This is a genomic window from Paraburkholderia sp. EB58 (assembly GCF_050436665.1).
GTDB lineage: Bacteria > Pseudomonadota > Gammaproteobacteria > Burkholderiales > Burkholderiaceae > Paraburkholderia.
The window spans coordinates 40,927-62,698 of the sequence record NZ_JBNDMQ010000047.1 but is presented as its reverse complement, the minus strand read 5'-3'; the positions used below and the strand labels follow the sequence as shown (position 1 = coordinate 62,698).

At 60.1% G+C, this 21,772-nt stretch carries 13 protein-coding genes and 2 pseudogenes; 9 read left to right on the top strand and 6 right to left on the bottom strand.

All coding sequences use genetic code 11. The features are described 5' to 3' along the window. The 9 genes and pseudogenes from P3T40_RS39685 to P3T40_RS39645 all read left to right on the top strand — a co-directional run. Positions 1–110 (top strand): annotated as a pseudogene (locus P3T40_RS39685) (DMSO reductase); the annotation flags it as partial. Positions 111–542: 432 nt separating this feature from the next. Continuing rightward, positions 543–2,204, top strand: a complete 1,662-nt coding sequence (locus tag P3T40_RS39680) for an FAD-dependent oxidoreductase (protein ID WP_429273146.1) — start codon at positions 543–545, stop codon at positions 2,202–2,204. Continuing rightward, positions 2,201–3,595, top strand: a complete 1,395-nt coding sequence (locus P3T40_RS39675) for an ATP-binding protein (protein WP_429273145.1) — start codon at positions 2,201–2,203, stop codon at positions 3,593–3,595. Before P3T40_RS39680 ends, P3T40_RS39675 begins: the two co-directional genes overlap by 4 nt. A 673-nt stretch (positions 3,596–4,268) precedes the next feature. After that, complete coding sequence (gene poxB / locus P3T40_RS39670; RefSeq protein WP_429273144.1) at positions 4,269–6,005, top strand: ubiquinone-dependent pyruvate dehydrogenase; 1,737 nt, start codon at positions 4,269–4,271, stop codon at positions 6,003–6,005. A gap of 8 nt (positions 6,006–6,013) precedes the next feature. Then, on the top strand, positions 6,014–7,405 hold the full coding sequence (locus P3T40_RS39665; RefSeq protein ID WP_429273143.1) for a cytochrome ubiquinol oxidase subunit I: 1,392 nt from the start codon (positions 6,014–6,016) through the stop codon (positions 7,403–7,405). Positions 7,406–7,421: 16 nt separating this feature from the next. Beyond that, a complete protein-coding gene (gene cydB, locus P3T40_RS39660) occupies positions 7,422–8,408 on the top strand; it encodes a cytochrome d ubiquinol oxidase subunit II (protein WP_429273142.1) in 987 nt (328 codons plus the stop codon). A gap of 150 nt (positions 8,409–8,558) precedes the next feature. Then, positions 8,559–9,302 carry a (Fe-S)-binding protein gene (locus P3T40_RS39655; protein ID WP_429273141.1) on the top strand — a complete coding sequence of 248 codons (744 nt, stop codon included), beginning with the start codon at positions 8,559–8,561 and terminating at the stop codon, positions 9,300–9,302. After that, on the top strand, positions 9,299–10,675 hold the full coding sequence (locus P3T40_RS39650) for a lactate utilization protein B (protein WP_429273140.1): 1,377 nt from the start codon (positions 9,299–9,301) through the stop codon (positions 10,673–10,675). Before P3T40_RS39655 ends, P3T40_RS39650 begins: the two co-directional genes overlap by 4 nt. Further along, positions 10,672–11,268, top strand: a complete 597-nt coding sequence (locus tag P3T40_RS39645) for a LutC/YkgG family protein (RefSeq protein WP_429273139.1) — start codon at positions 10,672–10,674, stop codon at positions 11,266–11,268. Before P3T40_RS39650 ends, P3T40_RS39645 begins: the two co-directional genes overlap by 4 nt. 138 nt (positions 11,269–11,406) lie before the next feature. Here the strand turns inward: P3T40_RS39645 and P3T40_RS39640 are convergent. From P3T40_RS39640 to P3T40_RS39615, 6 genes and pseudogenes are all read right to left on the bottom strand, one after another. Further along, positions 11,407–12,104: pseudogene (locus P3T40_RS39640) on the bottom strand (IS6 family transposase). Positions 12,105–12,684: 580 nt separating this feature from the next. Beyond that, positions 12,685–18,627 carry an AAA family ATPase gene (locus P3T40_RS39635; RefSeq protein ID WP_429273138.1) on the bottom strand — a complete coding sequence of 1,981 codons (5,943 nt, stop codon included), beginning with the start codon at positions 18,625–18,627 and terminating at the stop codon, positions 12,685–12,687. Positions 18,628–19,009: 382 nt separating this feature from the next. Then, positions 19,010–19,936 (bottom strand): LysR family transcriptional regulator, encoded by a 927-nt coding sequence (locus P3T40_RS39630; RefSeq protein ID WP_429273137.1) that lies wholly within the window; start codon positions 19,934–19,936, stop codon positions 19,010–19,012. Between the two features lie 33 nt (positions 19,937–19,969). Next, complete coding sequence (locus P3T40_RS39625) at positions 19,970–20,323, bottom strand: BON domain-containing protein (protein WP_429273136.1); 354 nt, start codon at positions 20,321–20,323, stop codon at positions 19,970–19,972. A 191-nt stretch (positions 20,324–20,514) separates the two neighbouring features. Continuing rightward, positions 20,515–20,931, bottom strand: coding sequence for an organic hydroperoxide resistance protein (locus P3T40_RS39620; RefSeq protein WP_429273135.1), 417 nt, complete (start codon positions 20,929–20,931; stop codon positions 20,515–20,517). Positions 20,932–21,137: 206 nt separating this feature from the next. After that, a complete protein-coding gene (locus tag P3T40_RS39615) occupies positions 21,138–21,596 on the bottom strand; it encodes a cytochrome P460 family protein (protein WP_429273134.1) in 459 nt (152 codons plus the stop codon). Positions 21,597–21,772: the final 176 nt, after the last annotated feature.

The following is a 21,772-nucleotide window of genomic DNA, read 5'->3' as shown; positions in this document are numbered from 1 at the left end:
TGCTGTGTGCCGCCTGCGCCGTGCAATACGCGGGGCTGGTGGCGGAGCGCTGGTTTTTCTTCGCTGAAGCACGGCATCCGCAGAATCTCTACTATAAGAGGGTTTCCTAAATAGGTGAATCGGTGCAGGCGAAGCATGCGCCGAGCGCGTCTAACATCTGCAGGGCCTGTTTTTAGGGCGATTTGTGATGGTACGCAGAGTCGGAAACGGGCGCGATCCGTACATCATTGATGATGCTGATGTTTCTGGTCGCGCCAGCATATGTTTTCTGGGGCGGCGATGCGTGGGCAGAATCAGCTGACGGCGCCTGCTTTCGTTGCAATTTGTACCGTAGGATTCGTCCGGCATCGCGATCAATGGGTAGGCGAAATATACTCCGCAGGTGGATGCCTTTCAGCCGAATGGCCCGCGGTACGCGACCGAAGCGCACAATAGCACCTAGAACGTCGAGACGCTTTTGGGTCCCTCCTCTCACCGGGCCGGATGCAACGCACGGATGGACCTACCACCAGCGAAAACGGGTGTGTTTAGTTTAAGATTCCATGGAAAAACCCATCATCCTCGCTGTCGACGACGACCCCATAGTGGCCGGCGCGGTTGCGCGCGACTTGCAGGTCGCCTACGGCGAGCTTTATCAGATCGTGCGCACCGTGTCGGGGCAGGCCGCGCTCGAGTCGGCGCAGCAACTGCGGCTGCAGAACCGCTCCATTGCGCTTTTCATTGCGGACCAGCGCATGCCGCAGATGAGCGGCCTCGAGTTCCTCGAGCAGGCGGTCCAGCTGTTTCCTGAAGCCAAGCGCGTGCTGCTGACGGCGTACGCAGACACCGACGCCGCGATCCGCGCAATCAACACGGTGCACCTGGATCAATATCTGCTTAAGCCCTGGCATCCCCCGGAACAAAACTTCTATCCAGCACTCGACGATCTGCTTGCGGACTGGCAGGCGTCCTTTCGTCCGGCATTTAAGGGCATCCGGCTGCTCGATCACCGCTGGTCGCCGCAAGGGCACCAGTTGCGCGACTTCATGGCGCGCAATCACATTCCGTACCACTGGGTCGACGTAGAGCGGCAAGACGAGGCCGATCCGCTGCTGAGTTCGCTGGATCCGGCGCACCTGCAACTGCCTGCGGTGGTGTTCGAGGATGGCACCGTATTCAGTCGCCCTTCGACCGCACAGATCGCCGAGCAAACGGGGCTGCGCACCCGTTCGACCACGCCGTTCTATGACCTGGTGATCGTCGGCGGCGGCCCGGCCGGGCTGGCTGCGGCGGTCTATGGCGCCTCAGAAGGGCTGCGCGTGGCGATCATTGAATGTGACGCGCCCGGTGGTCAGGCTGGTACCAGTTCCCGCATCGAGAACTATCTCGGCTTTCCGGCCGGCGTGAGCGGCGCGGAGTTGTCGCGCCGGGCACTGATGCAGGCAAAGCGCTTCGGCGCGGAAATGATCCTGACGCAACACGCAATCGGCTTGCGCGTCGACGCACCTTATAAATTTGTCATACTGTCAGACGGGTCGGAGCTGAGCTGTTTTGCCCTCGTGGTCGCAAGCGGTGTGTCCTATCGCAAGTTGATGGCCCGCGGCATCGAGGAACTGACCGGAGCAGGGGTCTACTACGGCGCAGCGTTGGTCGAGGCGGTCGCCTGTGCCGATCAGGACCTGTATGTCGTGGGCGGAGCCAACTCAGCGGGGCAGGGCGCGATGTTTCTGTCCAGGTACGCGCGATCGGTGACGCTCCTGTGCCGTGGTGCCTCTCTGAGTGCCGGTATGTCACATTATCTGATCGAGCAGATTCTCGATACACAGAACATTCATGTGCGCCCTCTTACGGAAGTCGACAGCGTAGGTGGCCAGGGTCATCTCGCAGAAATCACCTTGCGTGACATACAGAGCGGGCGCCCGGAGACGCTTCCAGCAAGCGGTCTATTCATTTTTATCGGTGCCGCACCCCGCACGGATTGGCTGCAGGGCGTGGTCGAGCGCGACGAGCACGGCTTTCTGTTGACCGGCCGCACCCTGGTCAAGGCAGGCAGACCGCCGGCCGGATGGCAGCTTGAACGCGACCCTTTCCTGCTTGAGACCAGCGTACCCGGTATCTTCGCGGCCGGCGACGTGCGCGCCGATTCGATCAAACGCGTCGCGGCGGCTGTTGGAGAGGGCTCGATCGCGGTGCATTTCATCCATCAGTACCTGGCTAACCTATGAGCAACCTGTCCACATTGTTCGAGATGCCGCTTTTCGCAGGGTTGTCCGAGGAGTGCAAGCGACAGGTGAGGACAAACCTGAGCGAGCGCCGCCTGAAGCGGGGTGAGGTCCTGATGCGCGAAGGGCAACGCGTCACCCACCAGTTCATTCTGCTCGAGGGCGAACTCGTTACAGAAAAAGTAGTGAGTGGACGGCAGATGTTCAATGAAAAGCGCACCGCGCCGACCTCGATTGCCGACGCTTCGCTGCTTGCCGGAGTGCCGGCGCCGTGGACCTATACCGCTGCGACAGACTGCCATCTGGTCGCGCTTTCCGAAGATATGTTCCATACGCTGGTACGCGAATGCGAATCCTTTAGCAGGATCATTTATCGTTCGATGTACGCACGCGTCAACGTCTACGACACGTTTATCCTCACCGGCGAGAAGCTGGCGGCTCTGGGCCGGTTGTCGGCCGGACTTGCGCATGAGCTGAACAATCCGGCGGCCGCGGTAGCGCGTGCCGCAGGCAGCTTGCGCGACTCGCTCGACACCCTGCGTGAGGCAACGCGTGCACTCGTCACGAGCGCGCTGCCGGCTGAAGTGATGACCAGCATGAACGACTGGGCCAGCCGTGCTGCACCGCCAGTGGATACCACGCCTCACGCTGCGTTGCGGCAAAGCGAAGCGGAAAGCCTGCTTGCCGACTGGCTGGCGGAACGCGGCGCTGCAAAACCCTGGCTCCTTGCACCCCAACTCGTAGCAGCGGGGTTCGCGTCGGCTGATCTTGCACCGCTAGCCGAACGTGTGACATCCGAACAGTTCTGCACCGGCATCCGCTGGCTGGCCGCGACATTGGAACTGCGCTCCCTTGCAGCGCAGGCATGGCTTGGTGCAGGCCGGATCTCGGAGATCGTAAAAGCCATGAAGGACTACTCCTACATGGACCAGGCCCCCTTGCAGGAGGTCGACATTCACGATGGCATTGAAGACACGTTGACCATCATGCAGTTCAAGCTCAAGCACGGGGTCGTCGTCAAGCGGGACTACGATCGCGCCTTGCCGCGCGTGCCGGTCTACGGCAGCGAACTCAACCAGGTTTGGACCAACCTGATCGACAACGCGATCGACGCGATGGAGGGCAGTGGTGAACTCTCCATCCGCTCGTACCAGGAAGGCGACTATGTCGTTGTCGAAATTGGCGATACCGGACCAGGGATTGCGGCCGAGATCGTCCCGCGGCTCTTCGAGCCTTTCTTTACCACCAAGCCGCTAGGCAAGGGCACCGGCCTCGGTCTGCATATTGCGTATCGCACCGTTGTAAGCCGCCACAACGGGACGATCAAAGCTGTCTCTAGTGCTGGTGAGACAAAATTCCTGGTGCGCCTGCCTCTCGGCGTCGGTCGAGCCTGACGGTCATAGTGACCGCATTCATGGCGCGATCCCGAATGCAACTTGGGTGCGGTGCGCTAAATCGGGTGCGACGTTCTCGCTGTAGGCAGTACGCACCCACGAGGTCCTCAGCGCGCGCTAGCTGTCATATCCAGAGCGCTCATGACCCCAGCAGTTTATCGAACTGAATGCAGGATTCTCTCCCCGATTCTCCACGGCTACGCGGGTCGACTCCTTGCCCAATCGCGTCAGGCGGACCGGCGAACGTCATCTTCGCTGCTGTCACACAAACGCAGGCAACTGACGGCCCGGTTGGGCAAAGCGCGTTGGGTAGACATGCCTTCGTATAGGGTGGCCCATACATCAGTTCCGTGCAGGCACTCGTAGAGACGATTTCCCCCGCAGGTGGATCGGGACTATCTTGGCTCCACCGCATCCCGATTCATTGCAGCCACCAGGTTCAGTGCCGCTGTCTGCGCGCCACAGGCCGTCGCAGTGGTCGTGTGCAATGCGTTCCGCGCGGCAGAGTCAGGCCGTCCCGGCGCAACATACGTCAGCCTGCTGCGTGACAACATGGCGGCGCCAACTGAAGGCAAGCTACTGATCGCCCCGCCATTCCTGGAGCGAAGCCCGAGCTGCCATTACGTGGCGTGCTGAACGCTCTGAAATTGAAGGTCTTTACTGGAGAATTGTAATGTCAATGACTGTGGCGGAGCAGTTTGTCGAAGTACTGGTGGCTGCAGGCGTCAAGCGGGTGTACGGCATCGTCGGCGATAGCCTCAACGGCTTGACCGATGCGATCCGCCGTCACGGTGGGATCGAGTGGATACATGTTCGGCACGAAGAAGTGGCGGCCTTCGCCGCGGGTGCCGAAGCACATCTGACGGGTTCGCTCACCGTGTGCGCCGGCAGTTGCGGTCCGGGCAACCTTCATCTGATCAATGGCCTGTTTGACTGTCATCGCTCCGGCGTTCCGGTGCTGGCGATCGCTGCGCATATCCCGTCGCGGGAAATCGGCAGCGGCTACTTTCAGGAAACCCATCCGGAGTCGCTGTTCAAAGAGTGCAGCCACTATTGCGAACTGATCTCGAGCGCCAACCAGATGCCGCGCACGCTGGAAATAGCAATCCGTGAGGCGACTGGCAAACGCGGCGTCTCGGTGGTCGTGATTCCGGGAGACGTCGCGTTGCAGCAAGCGGTCGATGCACCTCCGCCCTCGCCTGCGGGCCTGCTGCCGCCGAAGGCGGTCGTCACACCGGCCGAAGCTGATCTCGACCGGTTGGCTGCGATCCTCAACGGGCAGCGCCGCGTTACGATGTTGTGCGGTTCGGGCTGCGCGGGCGCCCATGACGAAGTGGTAGCACTGGCCGAGCGGCTGAAAGCGCCGATCGTGCATGCATTGCGCGGCAAGGAACACGTCGAATGGGACAACCCGTACGACGTCGGCATGACCGGCCTGATAGGCTTCTCGTCGGGCTACTACGCGATGCTCGATTGCGATCTGCTGCTGATGCTGGGAACGGACTTTCCATATAGCCAGTTCTATCCCCGCAAAACGGGCACGCGCATTGTCCAGATCGACATTCGCCCCGGTCATCTCGGGCGCCGCGCTCCGCTCGATCTGGGCATCATCGGCGACGTGAAGGCGACGCTCAAGGCGCTGATGTCGAAACTGCAGGAGAAAACCGACGCAACGCATCTCACCCAGGCACAGCAGCATTATCACAAGGCGCGCAAGGAGCTCGACGCACTGGCGCAGGCCGGTGCCAGGAAGTCGCTGATCCATCCGCAGCAGGTTGCCAAAGCAATCAGCGACCATGCAACGGAAGACGCCGTCTTTACGTGCGACGTTGGCCTGCCGACAGTGTGGGGCGCCCGTTACCTCGCGATGAACGGCAAGCGCCGGCTGATGGGGTCGTTCTGGCACGGCTCGATGGCGAACGCCATGGCGCAGGCGATTGGCGCGCAGGCCGCCTTTCCCGACCGCCAGGTCATCTCCATGTCGGGCGATGGCGGCTTCGCGATGCTGATGGGCGATTTCCTGAGCCTGGCTCAACTGGGTCTGCCGGTGAAGGTAGTGGTCTTCAACAACGGTGCGTTGGGTTTCATCGAACTCGAACAAAAGTCGACGTCGTTCGTGCCGATCGGTACCGAGCTGAACAATCCGAACTTCGCGGCCATGGCCGAAGCCGTTGGGATCCGCGGCATCCGACTCGAGAAGCCCGACGATGTGGAGCCTGGCATTGCCGCAGCGTTCGACCACAACGGTCCGGTGCTGGTCGACGCGGTCGTCAACCGGATGGAGCTGGCGATGCCCCCCGCGGTCAACGTCGAGATGGCAAAGGGGCTCTCGCTTTATATGGTCAAGGCAATCCTGAACGGGCAGGTGGATCAGGTGATCGACCTCGCCCAAACCAACCTGTGGCGCTAGAGGCAGAGATGGACACCACCGCACTCATGCTCTCGCGACTGCAGTTCGCCTTCACCGTATCGTTCCACATTATCTTCCCATCGTTCACGATTGGACTGGCGGCGTGGCTGACGGTGCTGGAAGCGCTGCACCTGATCACCGGGCGGCCCGCGTATCGTCGGGTATTCGACTTCTGGCTGAAGATTTTCGGGATCGCATTCGGCATGGGTGTGGTCTCCGGGATCGTGCTGGCTTTCGAGTTCGGCACGAACTGGAGCGAACTCTCGCGCATTTCGGGACCGATCCAGGGGCCGCTGCTGTCCTATGAGACTTTCACGGCCTTCATGCTGGAAGCGTCGTTCTTTGGTGTGCTGCTCTTCGGCAAGAACAGGGTGAGGCCGGGCTTCTATCTGTTTTCCACCGCGATGGTGGCGCTAGGCACGACGCTCTCGGCGTTCTGGATCATGGTGAACAACAGCTGGATGCAATACCCCGTGGGCTACACGATCCAGGGTGGCGTGTACGTGCCGGACGACTGGCTGAGGATCATCTTCAGCCCGGTCGTCTGGGTGCGGTTCCCTCATATGTTGCTGGCGGCTTACGTCACTGGGGCGTTTTGTGTCGCTGCGACCGGTGCGTGGTACACGCTGCGAAGGATGTGTCCCGCCGAAGCCCGCATCATGTTGCGTATGGGGCTGTTTCTCGCGGCGATCCTCGTGCCGGTTCAACTGCTATTCGGACATCTGGTCGGCGATTATGTGCACCGCTATCAGCCCATCAAGTTTGCAACGATCGAGGCGCGCTGGCACGACGAACAACCCGCATCCGAAGTTCTGCTTGCGTGGCCCGATGCGACGCACGAAAAGAACGACTACGCGATCTCAGTGCCGGTGCTCGGCAGCCTGATTGCATCGATGACGCTCGATTCAAAAGAGGTCGGCCTCACCGATTTTCCGCGCAGCGAGCGTCCGCCGATCAGCATTCCGTTCTTTGCGTTCCGGATCATGGTGGGCTGCGGTCTCCTCATGCTGCTCGTCGCCTGGGGCGGAACCTTGCTGTCGCTCAAGGAGCGCCTGCTGCAGCAGCGTGCGTTTCTGTGGCCAGTATTCCTGTGCTTTCCGCTTCCGTTCATTGCTACGCTCACCGGCTGGTTTACCGCGGAGGTCGGGCGGCAGCCCTGGACGGTCTACGGGTTGCTGCGCACTGCTGATGCGCTCACGCCGTTCCTGACGGCGCGCGCGGCCGCAGGTTCGCTGCTCGTCTTCTGTGCGACCTACATCTTCATCTTTGCCTTTGGCACGTTCTACATTTACAGGCTGCTCAAAGGGGGGCCTGCTGAGGACCTGCTGCACACGGCGCCTGCCGCGTTGCCGAACCGTCCGCTTTCGGTGGCGGCAGATCTGCCGTCGACAGCCAAATGATCTGGGAGATGTGCAAATGGTCCTCTACTGGTCGCTGATACTCGCCCTGAGCATGTTGCTGTACGTGTTGCTCGATGGTTTCGACCTCGGTGTCGGCATGCTGTTCGGCCTGACCCGGGACGAAACGCGCCGGCGTCATATGCTGGCTGCCGTGTCGCCGCTGTGGGATGGCAACGAGACCTGGCTGATCGTAGCCGGCGTAGTGCTGTGGGGCGCATTCTCGCAGGCTTACGCGTTACTGGTCTCCGCGTTCTATGTGCCCGTGATCCTGATGCTCGCCGGCCTGATCTTTCGCGGTGTAGCCTTCGAGTTCCGTGGCAGGGCGCGCCGCACGCGAACAATCTGGAATGTCGGCTTCGTGGTGGGTTCGGTCATTGCCGCCTTCACGCAGGGCGCGATGGTCGGCGCGCTGGTCAAAGGGTTGCCGGTGGTCAACGGCCGCTTCACGGGCGACGTAATGACGTGGTGCAGCAGCTTCTCAGTACTGTGCGGTGTAGCGTTATGCGCCGGCTATGCCTTGCTCGGTGCGAGCTGGGTCATCAAGAAATGCGAGGAAGGTGCGCGCGACGCTGCGTATCGTGCGATTGCGCCGTTGCTTCTGGCGGTGCTCTTTCTGCTGATCGTGCTGTTCGTTCATGCACTTCATGAAAACCTCGCCATCATGCACCGCTGGCTCGACCGTCCGTATCTTTTCATCGTGCCGCTTGTCGCGCTTGCCTCAATCGTCGGAACCCTGACCGGCATCAGACGGCGCCGAGACGACCAGCCGTTTCTGATGATCGTGTTGCTGTTCATCTGCGCGTACGCGATGCTGGCCATCTCGTTCTGGCCGTACATGGTCCCGTTTTCGCTCACGATCACCCAGGCGGCGGGGCCGCGTGCAAGCCTTGTCTTCATGTTCTGGGGTGAAGGCCTGTTCGTCTATCCATTGATGTTGATCTACACGATTTACAGCTACAACGTGTTCAAAGGCAAGGTCGACCTGACTTCGGGACACTACTGATGAACGACATCGCCACACACCCTATGGACGGTGCGTGCGTCAAGTTGCGGGTTGGACCGAGCGGTCAGTTACCTAAGACGAGCTAGCGATGAGATATCGGGATTCGACACGTTCGGTCAATTGGAGTCATTCGTAGCCACAGGATACATCATGAAAGTCGCCTTGTTCGTTCCATGTTTCATCGACGCCTTCTTTCCCGATGTCGGAGTCGCAACGCTCGAACTGCTCGAGCGACTCGGTTGCGACGTCGATTTCCCGCTTGAGCAGACCTGCTGCGGTCAGCCGATGGGCAATAGCGGATGCGAGAAAGACGCCGCTGCCACTGAAGCGCTGTTCGTCGAGAACTTCGTCGGTTATGACTACATCGTTGCGCCGAGCGGCAGTTGCGTGCACCACGTGCGCGATCATTTCACGGCAATCGAACCGACCCCGGAAAGCAAGGCCGTGCGAGCCAACACTTACGAGCTGGTCGAGTTCCTGCACGACGTGTTGAAGGTCGACGCGCTTCCGTGGGCCGAGTTTCCGCATAAGATCGGCCTGCACAACAGTTGTGGAACGCTGCGAGGGCTGCGCACTGCGAAGATGTCGGAGATTGACGAGCCGTTCTTTTCGAAGCCGCTGTCGCTGCTGAAGAAGGTAAAAGGCATTGAGTTCGTCATGCCGGAAAGGCCGGATGAATGCTGCGGATTCGGCGGCACGTTCTGCGTGACCGAGGAGCCGGTGTCGGCGCGCATGGGCCAGGACAAGGTTCGTGATCACAAGCGGGCCGGCGCCGAATACATCGTATCTGCCGATTCGTCGTGCCTGATGCATCAGAAAGGCTGCTCGGAACGGCTCGGTCTCGATCTGAAGTTCATTCACATCGCCCAGATTCTCAATGGAGCCCGCTCATGAAACGAGTCGATCACGTCAAGGCGTCGCGCGAATTTCTCTCCGACGAAAAACACGTCGAGTTCCACGACAAACGCCTGTGGACGCTGCGGACTTTGCGAGACGAGGCTGCGCACGGTATCGAGGAATGGGAGCAGTTGCGCTCGCTCGCTTCAGGCATCAAGGAACATACGCTCACGCACCTTGCCGGCTATCTTGAAGAATTCGAGCGCAACGCGACAAAAAACGGCGTAATCGTGCACTGGGCAACGGATGCCGAAGAACACAACCGCATCGTGCACGAGATTCTCGAGAGCCACCGCGCGAAGACGCTCGTCAAAAGCAAGTCAATGCTCACCGAAGAATGCGAGATGCGCCAGTACCTCGAAGCGCGGGGTATCACGGTCGTCGAAACCGATCTCGGCGAGCGGATCCAGCAGCTCGATCACCAGCGCCCGGCACACGTCGTCGTACCGGCGGTTCACAAGCTCGCATCGGACGTGTCCAGAGTGTTTGCCAAAACGCTTGGAACCGACCCGGATAACAGCGACGTGCATTACCTCGCCGAAGCGCAGCGCGATGCGACCCGGCCACTGATCCTGGCCGCCGAAGCCGGGATGACCGGCTGCAATTTCGCCATCGCGGAAACCGGTGGCATTACTGTGTGCACGAACGAAGGCAACGCCGATCTAAGTGCGAATGTGCCGCCGCTGCACATTGCATCGATCGGCATCGAGAAGGTAATTCCGAAGCTCGAGCATCTCGGCGTGTTCATCCGGTTGCTGTCGCGCAGTGCGCTCGGCGCGCCGATCACGCAGTACACATCGCACTTCCGTGGCCCGCGCAAAGGCGGTGAGATGCACTTCGTGCTAGTGGATAACGGCCGCTCGGCACGGCTCGCCATGGACGACTTCTGGTACTCGTTGAAATGCATCCGCTGTGGCGCCTGCATGAATACCTGTCCGGTCTATCGGCGCAGCAGCGGCCTGAGTTACGGCGGCGTGTATTCCGGTCCGATCGGCGCAATCATCAATCCGACTTTCGACCTGAAAAAGTACAGCGCGCTGCCGTTTGCTTCGACAATGAACGGCAGTTGCTCGAACGTCTGCCCCGTCAAGATCAACATTCACGAGCAGATCTACAAGTGGCGCCAGATCGTCGCCGAGCAGCACGAGTTGCCATTCATCAAGAAAGAGGCGATGAAGGTCGCGGGCAAGGTCCTGGCGGAGCCGAAGCTGTACCGCATGGCCATCAAGGCAGCGGACACGGCTGTCGCAAAATTGCCGCGTGCCTTCATCTACAACCCCTTCAATGCGTGGGGCAAACAACGGGAAGTGCCTGATGCGCCCGAACAAACCTTCCGCGACTGGTACCTGAAGAACAGGAAAGCAAAATGAACAGCCGAAACGCCATTCTCGACAGTCTGCGCGCCGCGCAGCGCACGCCGGCCGCGCTACCCGACGTACCGATGTTCGATGCCGGCTTGCCGCCAGCGCTCGACAGGTTCAAGGAAACGCTTGCCCAGATGGGCGGCACCTGGGAGGAGATGCCCGCGGACGGCGACATCAACGCGCTGATCCGGGCGCGCCATCCGGATGCGAAAGTGATCTGCTCGGCCGCGCCCGAAGTGGCCGGTACGCGACGCATCGAAGATGTCCGGGATCCGCATGAATTGAACGACGTCGATGTTGGTGTGGTGCGGCCGCGCTTCGCGGTGGCCGAGACCGGATCGATCTGGCTCAGCGAAACGCAGTATCAGGTCAATGCACTCGGCTATCTGTCCCAGCATCTCGTTGCGTTGCTCGATCCGGTCGACATCGTCGGCAACCTGCACCACGCGTATCACCGGTCCGACTTTTTCTCCGCGGACTATGCAGTGCTGATGAGCGGACCGTCGGCGACGGCCGATATCGAAGGTATCCTGATACGCGGCGCACAGGGGATCCGGTCTTTGACGGTGATCCCGCTTGTGCGCGCTGGTGCCGACTGACGGATGCAGGCGCGCCAGTGCCACGGCCCCTGGAGGCGTTATTACAAATCGCCAATCGTAAAACATATCCACTGTGGGAGGGTTTTGTCGCGGTAAGGTTCGCGAAGAAAAGACGATGATCAATATACAAAGGACTGCTCATGTTGACAGTTTATAGAATTGATCGTCCGCGGACGGATGGGTCGTGCGAGCACACATCATCAATCCTTTTGGCGATCGTATGCATGGCTTCGTGCGACCCAGCAGAATCTAGGTGCGGAAAAAAGTCTTGACCCCAGCATAGGTCACGCGCGTCGCTTGATCGTCCTATGGTCCTGCTCGAGGAGGCCGTTGAGATACCTGGGCTGGCAGATCTTGATGGGCACTTCGCGATCAGCGTTGATGGCTTCTATCGAGGCGAGTTTGGCGCCACTTGTATCGATGATCACGGTCTCGGGCACGTCATCTGGTAATCGATTTCCCGAAGTATCGTTGGGCCGCAGCCCTGTCCCGATGGTCTCGTAGCAGCAAGTCGCAGCGTTACGATCGTTGTCGACTGCCCAGTAGAGATACCTTCATTCGCCGTTGATGCGTATGTACGTCTCGTCCATTCGCAAGCTCTTCCCGACTGGCCGGTTGCGGCAAAGGAACATCTTCTTCAGCACCGGCAACAACTTGAGCGAGCAGCGATGGACCGTTGAATGACCAACGCAGACTCAACATTCGGCAACCATCTCTTCAATGTGGCGGAGGCTCAGCGGGTAGGCAACGTACTCGGGTACGCATATTAGGATGACGTTGAGCGGGTAATGCGGGCGCCTGGGTACTTGAGCCACCGCCGGATTTGACGTCTTCATCAGGCCTCTAGCCTTTCATGTTGTTCCGAACATCATAGCCGATCGCCATTTTGCAACAGAACCGAAAGAAGGAATGGATACGCTTGATGGCAGGGCGTCCTCGTCAGTATCGAACATCGGGCTCGAACACCTGATAGCGCAACGACAGTAACTGATCTGCAGCAGTAATTACAGACGCGATTTCTTCGACGGGCACTCGCTTTGTCGTCGCTGCGGCCTGTATCACCCGATCCGCATCGATCTTGTGATTCCTTGCTGTCGAACAAGGATTTCTTGCACTTCAGCAATCTTCCGAACGCTTTCCACTTTGTCCCCGAGGCGTAACACATGCTTTCTAAGTTTTGGTGGTGCTGGCATTTCCGCTTTCGCCGCGCACTTAGTCCCGTGAACTCATTTGCGACACTGTCCTTTCGAGGGTATGAGCCACAAGGTGCGGGCCCGGACAAGCTGCCTCGCGCGAAACATGTTACGCCACCGGGATAATTGACGTATCTTCGTTTTCGCACGGCTCGACGCGACTGCACTGAATGCATGCGCAGCATGCAGCGAGGTCTTTTGCACGATCCAGCCGACATCAGCGCTAGCCGGCCGGGAGTTCGAAATAGAAACGGGCCCCGCCATGGGTCGACTCGTTGTCGGCCGCGATGTGGCCACCGTGGGCTTCGATGATCGAGCGGCAGATGGGCAGGCCCATACCCATGCCATCCGGCTTCGTCGTGAAGAAGCTTTCGAACAGGCGCCCGCGATGGTCGGGGGCGACGCCCGGTCCGCTATCCTCGACCGCGCAGCGCAGTATCGTGATATCCGGCACGAGCGTGCGGATCGTGATCCTGCGGTCCTCGGTGCGCGCCTGTTCCATGGCCTGCATGGCATTGACCGCGAGGTTGACAATGACCTGCTGCAATTGCACGCGATCAGCCAGCACCCGCGGCGCGCCGAGAGCCGGGTGATGCGATACCGTGACGCCGCGCATCTGTACTTCGTGACGCAAGAACACCAGCACCCCGTCGATGAGTTCGTCGAGCCACACCAGCCTGTGCTCGGGCGTTTGCCGGGTCGCCATGCCGCGGATGCGGCTGACGATATCCACGGCGCGACGCGCGTCGGCGACCATGCGGGTGTTGGATCCGCGTGCTTCTGCGATGTCCGGTTCCGGCCGGCCGAGCCAGCGTTGCGCGGCCTGGCCGTTCGTCACGATAGCGGCAAGTGGCTGATTCAACTCGTGTGCAATCGAGGCAGTCAGTTCGCCGAGCATCGAGATGCGCGCGGCGTGGGCAAAATCGGCCTGCAGCCGTTCCAGCATCTCCTGGGCGCGAATCCGCTCAGTCAGGTCGACCAGACTGATCAGGCCGATGCCCAGGTCGTTGGCCGTGCGGGAGCGTGCTACGGTGAACTGAACATCGATGATCCGTCCGTCGCGCGTGGGGAGCCGCGTCGTTTCCTCAAAGTGCTCCTCCCCGCGATAGCGGCTTTCGAGAACCCGCCGGAACGTGCCGGGGCTTTCCCGCCAGATCCATGACACAGGGCCGAGCAGTTCGCTGCGATCCCGCGCGCCGAACATCGTCACCGCGTAATTGTTGACCTCTTCGATGGCCAGTACCTCCTTTGCACGGTCCAGCCACTCGGGATGCGTATCGATGTAGGCCGAGAGGTTTTCCACACCCTGGGCCCGTAGCTCCATCATCATCGCCATCAGAGCCTGGGCGTCCGCCTGCCACAGGCCGACCGGCATATCGCGAAAGAGGCTGCGGTAGCGATGCTCGCTGCGCTCCAGCGCCGCGTGAGCCTGCTTGCGCACCGTCACATCCATAAGCGCGCCCACCACCCGCAAACGGTCTGGCTCGTCCACGACGACGTGAGCCACCGCATGCAGGTGCTTGACTGCTCCGTCCGGCATCAGCAGCCGGTATTCAATATCGAAGTCTTGCCCGTCGTTTACCGCCTGCGCGATCACCCGCTGGACCATGGAGGCGTCTTCCGGATGGACCCGGGCGAGCAGCAGTTCGACCGTGGGCCGGGTGCCCGGATCGTAGCCGAGGATCCGGAAGCTCTCCTCAGACCAGGTGATCTCGGCGCTCGCGACGTGCCAGTCAAAGCTGCCCATATGACTGAGCTGTTGTGCGTCCGCCAGCAGCGCCTCCGCATGCTGCAGATCGGCGTACAGGCGCGCGTTCTCCAGCGAAATGGCGGCTTGCGAGGCGAGCAATCTGAGCACCGCAATGCGCGCCGGCGTAAAGGCCTGAGCGGCCAGGCAGTTCTCGAGGTACAGGACGCCGATCAGTTTGGTCTGCTTGATGAGAGGCAGGCAGAGAACCGACTGGCACTGGCGGCGGCCGATGTACTCATCGCCGGAAAACGGACTCGGGTCCGCAGCGTCGTCCAGCAGCACGCTGTCGCGAGTTCGGATGACGTAGCGCAGCACCGACTCGGGGAGTGCCTCGGGTGTCAGACGCGTTCGCGGAAGGCGGACCTCAACCGCGTCACGCGCCGTGGTCGCTTCCGCCTCGATGCGCCAACCGTCGGCCCATGGCAGGATCAGCAAACCGCGATCGGCGCCGGCATGCTCGAGCGCCAGAACCATCAAGGTATGAATCAGTTCATTCAGATCGACGCCGCTGAAGATCGCTTGTGATACCTTGACGACCGTTGCGAGATCGAGCTGTTCTGCCGAAGTCGCCACAGTGCTGTCTTGATGCGATGGTTCCCGTCGCAGTTGCGGGTAAGCCTGCTCCAGTTGCCGAACTTTGCCGCCCGCACCCCAGCGTGCATAGCACGACCGCGCGTTGCGCAGATACGTGTCGGCGATCGTGTCGAAGCCACGCTCCGAATAGAAGCGTGCGGCCAGTTCATGCACTATGCCCTGGTTCTGAATGAAACCCTGTTCGCGGGCAGAACGTATGGCTTCCTCATAAAAGCGCATGGCTTCGAGGTCGCGGCCCTCGATGCGTGCCATCTCCGCAGATACCAGCGCGTGGCGGTTCCGATAGTTCTCGGGGCAGTTTTCGGCCCACAACTGGAGCTTCCTGATTTCCGCCTGGAGGATAGACGCGTAATCCTGTTGCTGTGCCGCAGTCGCAATGGGATAGAGTGCCGTCAGGGTGAGCGCATGAAAGAAATAGTAGGTCGCCTCGATCGGCATACCCATGGCAGGACCGAGCACGGACTCTGCCCGTCTTGCACACTCCAGCGCCTCGTCGTGCCGGCCATCGAGGAAGGCCAGCATCTGCTTCATGATGTGATAGAAGACGATGCCGCAACCGAAGCTCGCCTTGACGATATCGGCAAAGCAGGCTGCCTCGTCGAACGTGCCGTCGTCGAGAGTCAACGGGCTTGTCACTCTGCCCTGGAGGCTGGCAACAAATTGCTGCTCGAGCCGCACCGTTTCGCAAACGGCCTGGTTGCGGCTCTGCCGGGCGAACGCTGCGTATTTCGCCGACAACGCCTGCACCTCCTCGAGCGCGTCGCCCTTCTCGATCAACTGCCACAGCGTCTCGAACGCAAGGTAGCCGGTAAACACGAGGTCGCCGACTTCGAGACAGGCGTGGATAGCGCGCTCCAGAATCGGCAGGTCAGTCGCGATGTGGCTTCGCCAGAAGTTGATATGGTCGCCATGCAAGTGAAGCAGTTTTCCCCGCAGACGTGGGTTGTTGAACTTTTCGTTTAACAGCAGGGACATTTCGGAGAACTGGACTCCGCTGGTAATGTCGCCCAGCAGTGAGACCAGCATGACCGCATAGTTGCCATACACGTAGCTCGACTGGTTGGTATTGCCGTGTCGCATCGAGAGGTTGACGGCTTTGAGCGTGATCAGCGGGAAGAGCGCCGGCCACCCTATATACGCGCAGGGCATGGCTTCGACGAGCAGATCGATAATGGCCCGTATGGCAGGGTCTTCCGCGACCGGCGCATCGAGAAGTTCCGCAATAGCGCGTCCAGCGAGGTTGATCGGGACGTCCCGGAACTCGGCGTCTACCGCTGCGCGAATCGCTTCGTCGGACTGAGGAATGGTCACGCCGAAATCCCGCAGCGCATCGAGCGCAACGGCGAAGCTGTCGTCGTATTTTCCGGCGACCTGGTATAGCTTCATGCGCAGGCTGTAGACCTTGGCGCGATCGAGATTCGAGTGCGCCCGGCCCAGTATCTTGTCGAACAGCGCATCCGCCGCGGCGAAATTGCCAACCAGATATTCACACTCGGAGAACGCAAGATAAAGGTCGAGCGTCTCCTCGTAGCAGCGTGTCCAGGCATCCGACGACAACAACCCGGCTGCTTGTGCCAGGTAGTTGCGAGCCGAGGCATAGGCCGTCGAACTCATGGCCCGTTTCCCTGCTCTGAGGTTCAGCGTGACGACGTGCTCGCGCTCTTCCTGCAGCGTAATGAGGGCCGCCCCGCGATTGAGATGGTTCACGATGTCGAAGATGCTCTCTTCGATCTCTTGTGGCGCGGTCCGCGAGGCGAGCACGCGGCCAATCTGAAGATGCACTGCGGCACGCTCGCCAGCAGGAATGAGCGCATAGGCAGCTTCTTGGATTCGATCGTGGACGAATGCATACGCATTCTCCATACGAAAGACGAGACCCACGCGAACGGCGTCCCATAGTCTCTCGTGGATTTTTTCCGCGGATTCGCCGCTAATCAGCGTCACCGTGGCGACCTCGGCCATGTTGCCGAGGCAGGCGAGCTGGCCTAGCGCACCCCGTGTCGTGTCGGGTAGCCGGCTCAGTTTTGCGGCCATGAGATCGGCCACGTTTTCGGTGAACCCCTTTGCCCGAATACGTTGCAGATCCCAGAGCCATGCCAGTGTGCGGTGATCGAAGGCGAGCAACGCCTCCTCCGCCAGAGCCATCAGGAACTGGATCGAAAAGAAAGGATTGCCACCGGTCTTCTCATGCACCAACTGCGCGAGCGGTTGGGCTGTCGCACGATCGCAGTGAAGCGAATCGGCGACCAGTTGTCCAATGTGTTCAGGCATGAGCGGCTCGAGCGCCGTTTCCTGGACGCTTCCTCCGGCGTCGCGAATCAACTTCAGCGTCCGCGTGAGCGGATGTGATGGACCGACCTCGTTGTCCCGATAGGCGCCCACGAGCAGAAGATGCCGGACGTCCGGGTGCGTGACGAGGTGTTCGATCAGATCCAGTGTTGCCGTGTCCAGCCATTGCAAGTCGTCGACGAACAAGGCCAGCGGATGCTCGGGGCAGGCGAATACGCCGATGAATTTGCGGAATACGATCTGAAAGCGATTCTGCGCGTCTTGCGGCGGGAGCGTGGGGACGGGCGGTTGCTCGCCGATGATCAGCGCAAGCTCCGGAATCAGGTTCACCATCAGTTGGCCGTTTGGGCCCAGCGCTTCCAGCAGGGCCCGCCGCCACGGTATAACCTCTGCGTCGCTCTTGCTCAACAGATTGCGTACGACTGATTGAAAAGCTTGCGCAAGCGTGACGTAAGGAATGTCGCGCTTGTATTGGTCGAACTTGCCTGCCGCAAACAGGCCCCGCGGAGGAACCAGCACCTTGTGCAGTTCATTGACGACAGAGGACTTGCCGATACCCGCATACCCGGAGATGAGCACCATTTCGGTTGTGCCGCTGGCCACCACCCGGTCGAATGCCGCGACTAGCGCTTCTATCTGTGGCTCACGTCCATACAAGGTCTCCGGAATCATTAGCCGGTCGGATGTGTCGTGCGTGGCCAGCGGGAAAGGGTCGATGCGTCGGTGGGTCTGCCATGCCGCGAAACACGACCGAAGGTCCGCTTCGACGCCCGCTGCAGTCTGGTAGCGATTCTCTGCCGTTTTCGCGAGAAGCTTCAGCACGATCTGCTCGACTGGCGTCGGGATGCCGCCGACGCGTTCGCTCGGCGGAGGCGGTTTGCGGGCGATGTGGCAATGGATCCATTCCATCGCATCCGTCGCCGTGAATGGAAGGGTGCCTGTAAGCATCTCGTACAACGTGACGCCTAGCGAATAGAGATCGCTACGGGCATCGATAGAGCGGTTCATGCGCCCGGTTTGTTCGGGCGGCATATAGGCGAATGTTCCAGCAACGATTTCCGGTGGTGCAGGGTGCTGGCGTTCGTTGGGCAGCAGGGTCGCAATGCCAAAGCCGGTTAGCCTGACGTTGTCGTCGGCATCGACGAGCACGTTCGTCGGCTTGATGTCCTTGTGAATGAGGCCGCGTCGATGCATATGGCCAATTGCATTCGCGAGGTTGGTGGCGAGACGCAGGAAGCGCGTCAGCTCGAGCGGTCGGCCGAGCGTGCGGGCGAGGGGCTCGCCGCCTTTATCTTCGAGGAGGAGCGTAGGAGGCGCCTTGTGGCCATTGAGCGCCAGTGGTTGAGCGGCCCAACCGGAGTCAAGCCGCGCCGCCAGCGCATATTCGTGCTCGAGGCGCGCGATACATTTCGACGCCGAACTCGCTGCAATCAGAACGAGTACAGAAACCGGATTGCCAGGCTGCCGCGCGCGATAGAGCGAGAAGTCTCCGTCTTCGCGCAGCGGTTCGAGTTTGCATCCAGTGATATCCATAGTCGTTCGTATTCTCGCGGCGTACAGCGTCCAGCGGCGATTTTGCTCGCTTTTGAGTCCCTTGGCTATGGCGTGGCGCCCCCGATATATAGGCACCAAAAGCGTGCGGAGAGTGCATAGGTCACAGGCTAATTGTTCTGTCTCGCGCACACTTTGCTCATTCCCCAGACGATTCGAAGATGCAGGCGAGCTTCACGCTCGCGCGATAAAAGGTGTGTGTGCGATGAGTGGTCGCAAGATATCCGCTCGGCGAGGTGTTTAAGCACAATAAACGTTCGAGGTTATCCCTTCACGCACGCCCATAATTCTTGCCGACGTGCTCGACAGAGTGGCCTCGAGTGGAACCGACGTCATCTGGGACCGGGCGGTCTCAGTCTGTTTATTATGTGACGTCCGCTTCCTGCGCAAACATTCCCATCTGGCGCAAGATCCAGTCAAGCAATTCCTGAGCGGCAGCAACAAGAGGTCTGCCGGATCTCACCAGTACCCTGGCTTTGATTCCACGAAACATTGGATGATCGATGGGCACGACGGCCAGATCCCCGGATACGATTTCTCGATACGCCGCGAACTCGCCAATCAGCGTCACGAAGTTGCCGGATGCCGCGAAGCGTTTGAGGCCGGTCAGCGAGTTGATGGTCAAGATCGGACGGATCTCAATGTTCTCGGCGAACGCCAACATCTTTGCGAACTGTCCGATCCCGTACGTAGCCGGCATCAAGGCAAGCGGGTAGGCGAGTACATCGTCGATGCTGGCGGGTCCCCCGCGTAACGCTAAGGGATGATCTTTGCGGACCAGCAGCACGACCGGTTGTGAAGAGCTTGCACGACATTCGACGCGCGGATGCGGCGGCGGATTGTAGGCAAGTCCGATATGCGCGCGGCCCTCCGCGACTTCCTCGACCACGTCGTCCACTGGAAGCATGCCAATGCTGACATGCAGCTTTGGATACTGCGCGCAGAACTCGGCGAGCACTTCGTCAATCAGCGTGTCGACGTAGCCCTCGCTCAAGGCCAGTTGGATATGACCTTGCTGGAGCCCTTTAAGCGCCTGGAGCCGGTCCTCAAGCTGCTCCTGATATGACCGATAACCGCGCCAGAACTCCAGCAAATGGCCGGCCGCCTCGGTTGGCTTGACGCCACGGGCCTCGCGTACGAATAGTGTTGACCCAAGTTCATCTTCCAGCAGCTTGATCTGCCGCGTGATAACGGAAGGTGAAGTATTGAGACTCTCAGCCGCGCCGCGGATCGTGCCATGACTTAGTACCGCATGAAAATACCGCAGGCGTTGCTGATTGATCTCTCGCATGTCGAGCGTCTCTCGGAGCGTGTGCTTTTGGGGTTAGTGGCCGGCTTCCCGCATGAGCAGGTTGTTCTTGACGCTGCTTACACCGGATACGCCGGTCGCGGCACCGACGGCGACCTGAATTTCGTCATCGCTTGGCACGGTGCCATCGAGTGTTACCACGCCTCCCCTGGCCAGCACGGTGATGCCCGACGAGTCGAGATGTTTCGTGTGAGTCAAGGCGCGACGAACGGTCATTTCAAGCTTGTGATTTTGCGCGCGCTGCGCTTTTTTAGACGGTTGAGCAGTGCTATCAGCGGTCGCGTCGTTTGTCTGGGCATTTGCGTACATGGTGCCGAACAGAGCGGTGGTGGCCGCCAGGGTGACGGCGATTTTCTTCAGCGTTTTCATCAGAACCTCCTGAAGGGAACATAGGTGTGTCCCCGTGAGCGTAGCCGTACTGCCCCTTCGCCTCAACACTCCGGGCGTTTAGAAAAGTAGCGCGTGAGATTGATTGGCTCATACGTCGGTATATCGGCGCGTTATTTTTTCGGGGCAATCGGACTATTTCAAGTGAATGCGACGTCGTTTGAGAGCATCAATCAGACCAGCTTGATTTCAACGTGGATATTGCCGCGTGTAGCTTTGGAGTACGGACACGTCTGGTGCGCGGCATCTGCCAAGGCCTGAGCGACCTCGTGCTCCAGGCCGGGAAGGCTGACGTTGAGGCGAGCCTGCAGGAAGAATGCATCGCCGGTCTTGCCCAAATCCACCTCGGCGTCGACGGTGACATCAGCCGGCAACGCGATCTTCATTTTCGCGGCCGCCAAGCCCATCGCACCGATAAAACAGGCGGACCAGCCGGCGCCGAACAGTTGCTCGGGATTCGTTCCGTTGCCCGCACTGCCGGGCAAGGAAAGCGCAACGTCCAGCCGGCCGTCGGAACTGCGTGACGCTCCTTCCCGGCCTCCGGTCGTGTGGGTTTTGCCTGTGTACAAAACTTGTTCGAGTGCGGTCATGATGGAATCCCTGTTAAAGGCACTGATTGTTTGAAAGTATTCGTAGCTACGAACCGAACCGACTCAACAGCCCGGTAACGAAAATAGGTGCCGCAAAGCTATGCCTGCAACATATCTTCGTTTTTATGCGGCATACGGGTGTATGAAACATGATTTGGATCGCGAAATAATATTCGCGATCGCAGGAATTTGGATGGCCAAATGGATCAAGGCGCAAAGTGCGTGAAGACCAGATCGTGGTTTTTAACGTTTGCTTGATGGCACGCAAGGCAAGTCTGATGCTGCGCCAGATCGGCAGGTTTGCCGTTCACAAAACGACCGAATCCCCAGCCGCCGGTGGTGGCGTATCTCTTGGAGTCTTTCACCATGACTTGCACCGTGGTAGGCGCACCAGGTATGGAGGCGGGGCCGAATTCGGCAGAGGGAGCGCGCTTGTAGGCCAGTTTGACGAAAATGGTGCCGTCCGGAAAGGGCAGCGTAGCCGCGCGTATCGCGTTGACAGCGACAGGGTTGCCGAGAACTGCGCGAAGCTCGCTCAATGGCGCAGCTTCCTCGGCCGGTGCGATGAGTTCCCATCGCCGGTAGCCGCTGGGGATGGTAACCCCGTAGATGGGCGAAGCGTCTGCTGCATTAGCGACGCCGGCGACTGACGGGGTCGCGGCCATGACAGATGTTGCCACGAAGGCGAGCGATAGTCCTGCGTATACGGCCCGGTTCATAACTGGATGCCTTTTTAGATGCGTGGTGACTTTCAGGCGGCGTTCTGGGTCTGCAAGGAAACCCGCGATGCCGGCGACAGTATCGATCCAAACGACTTCGAAAATCCGCCTCGGTATACGCA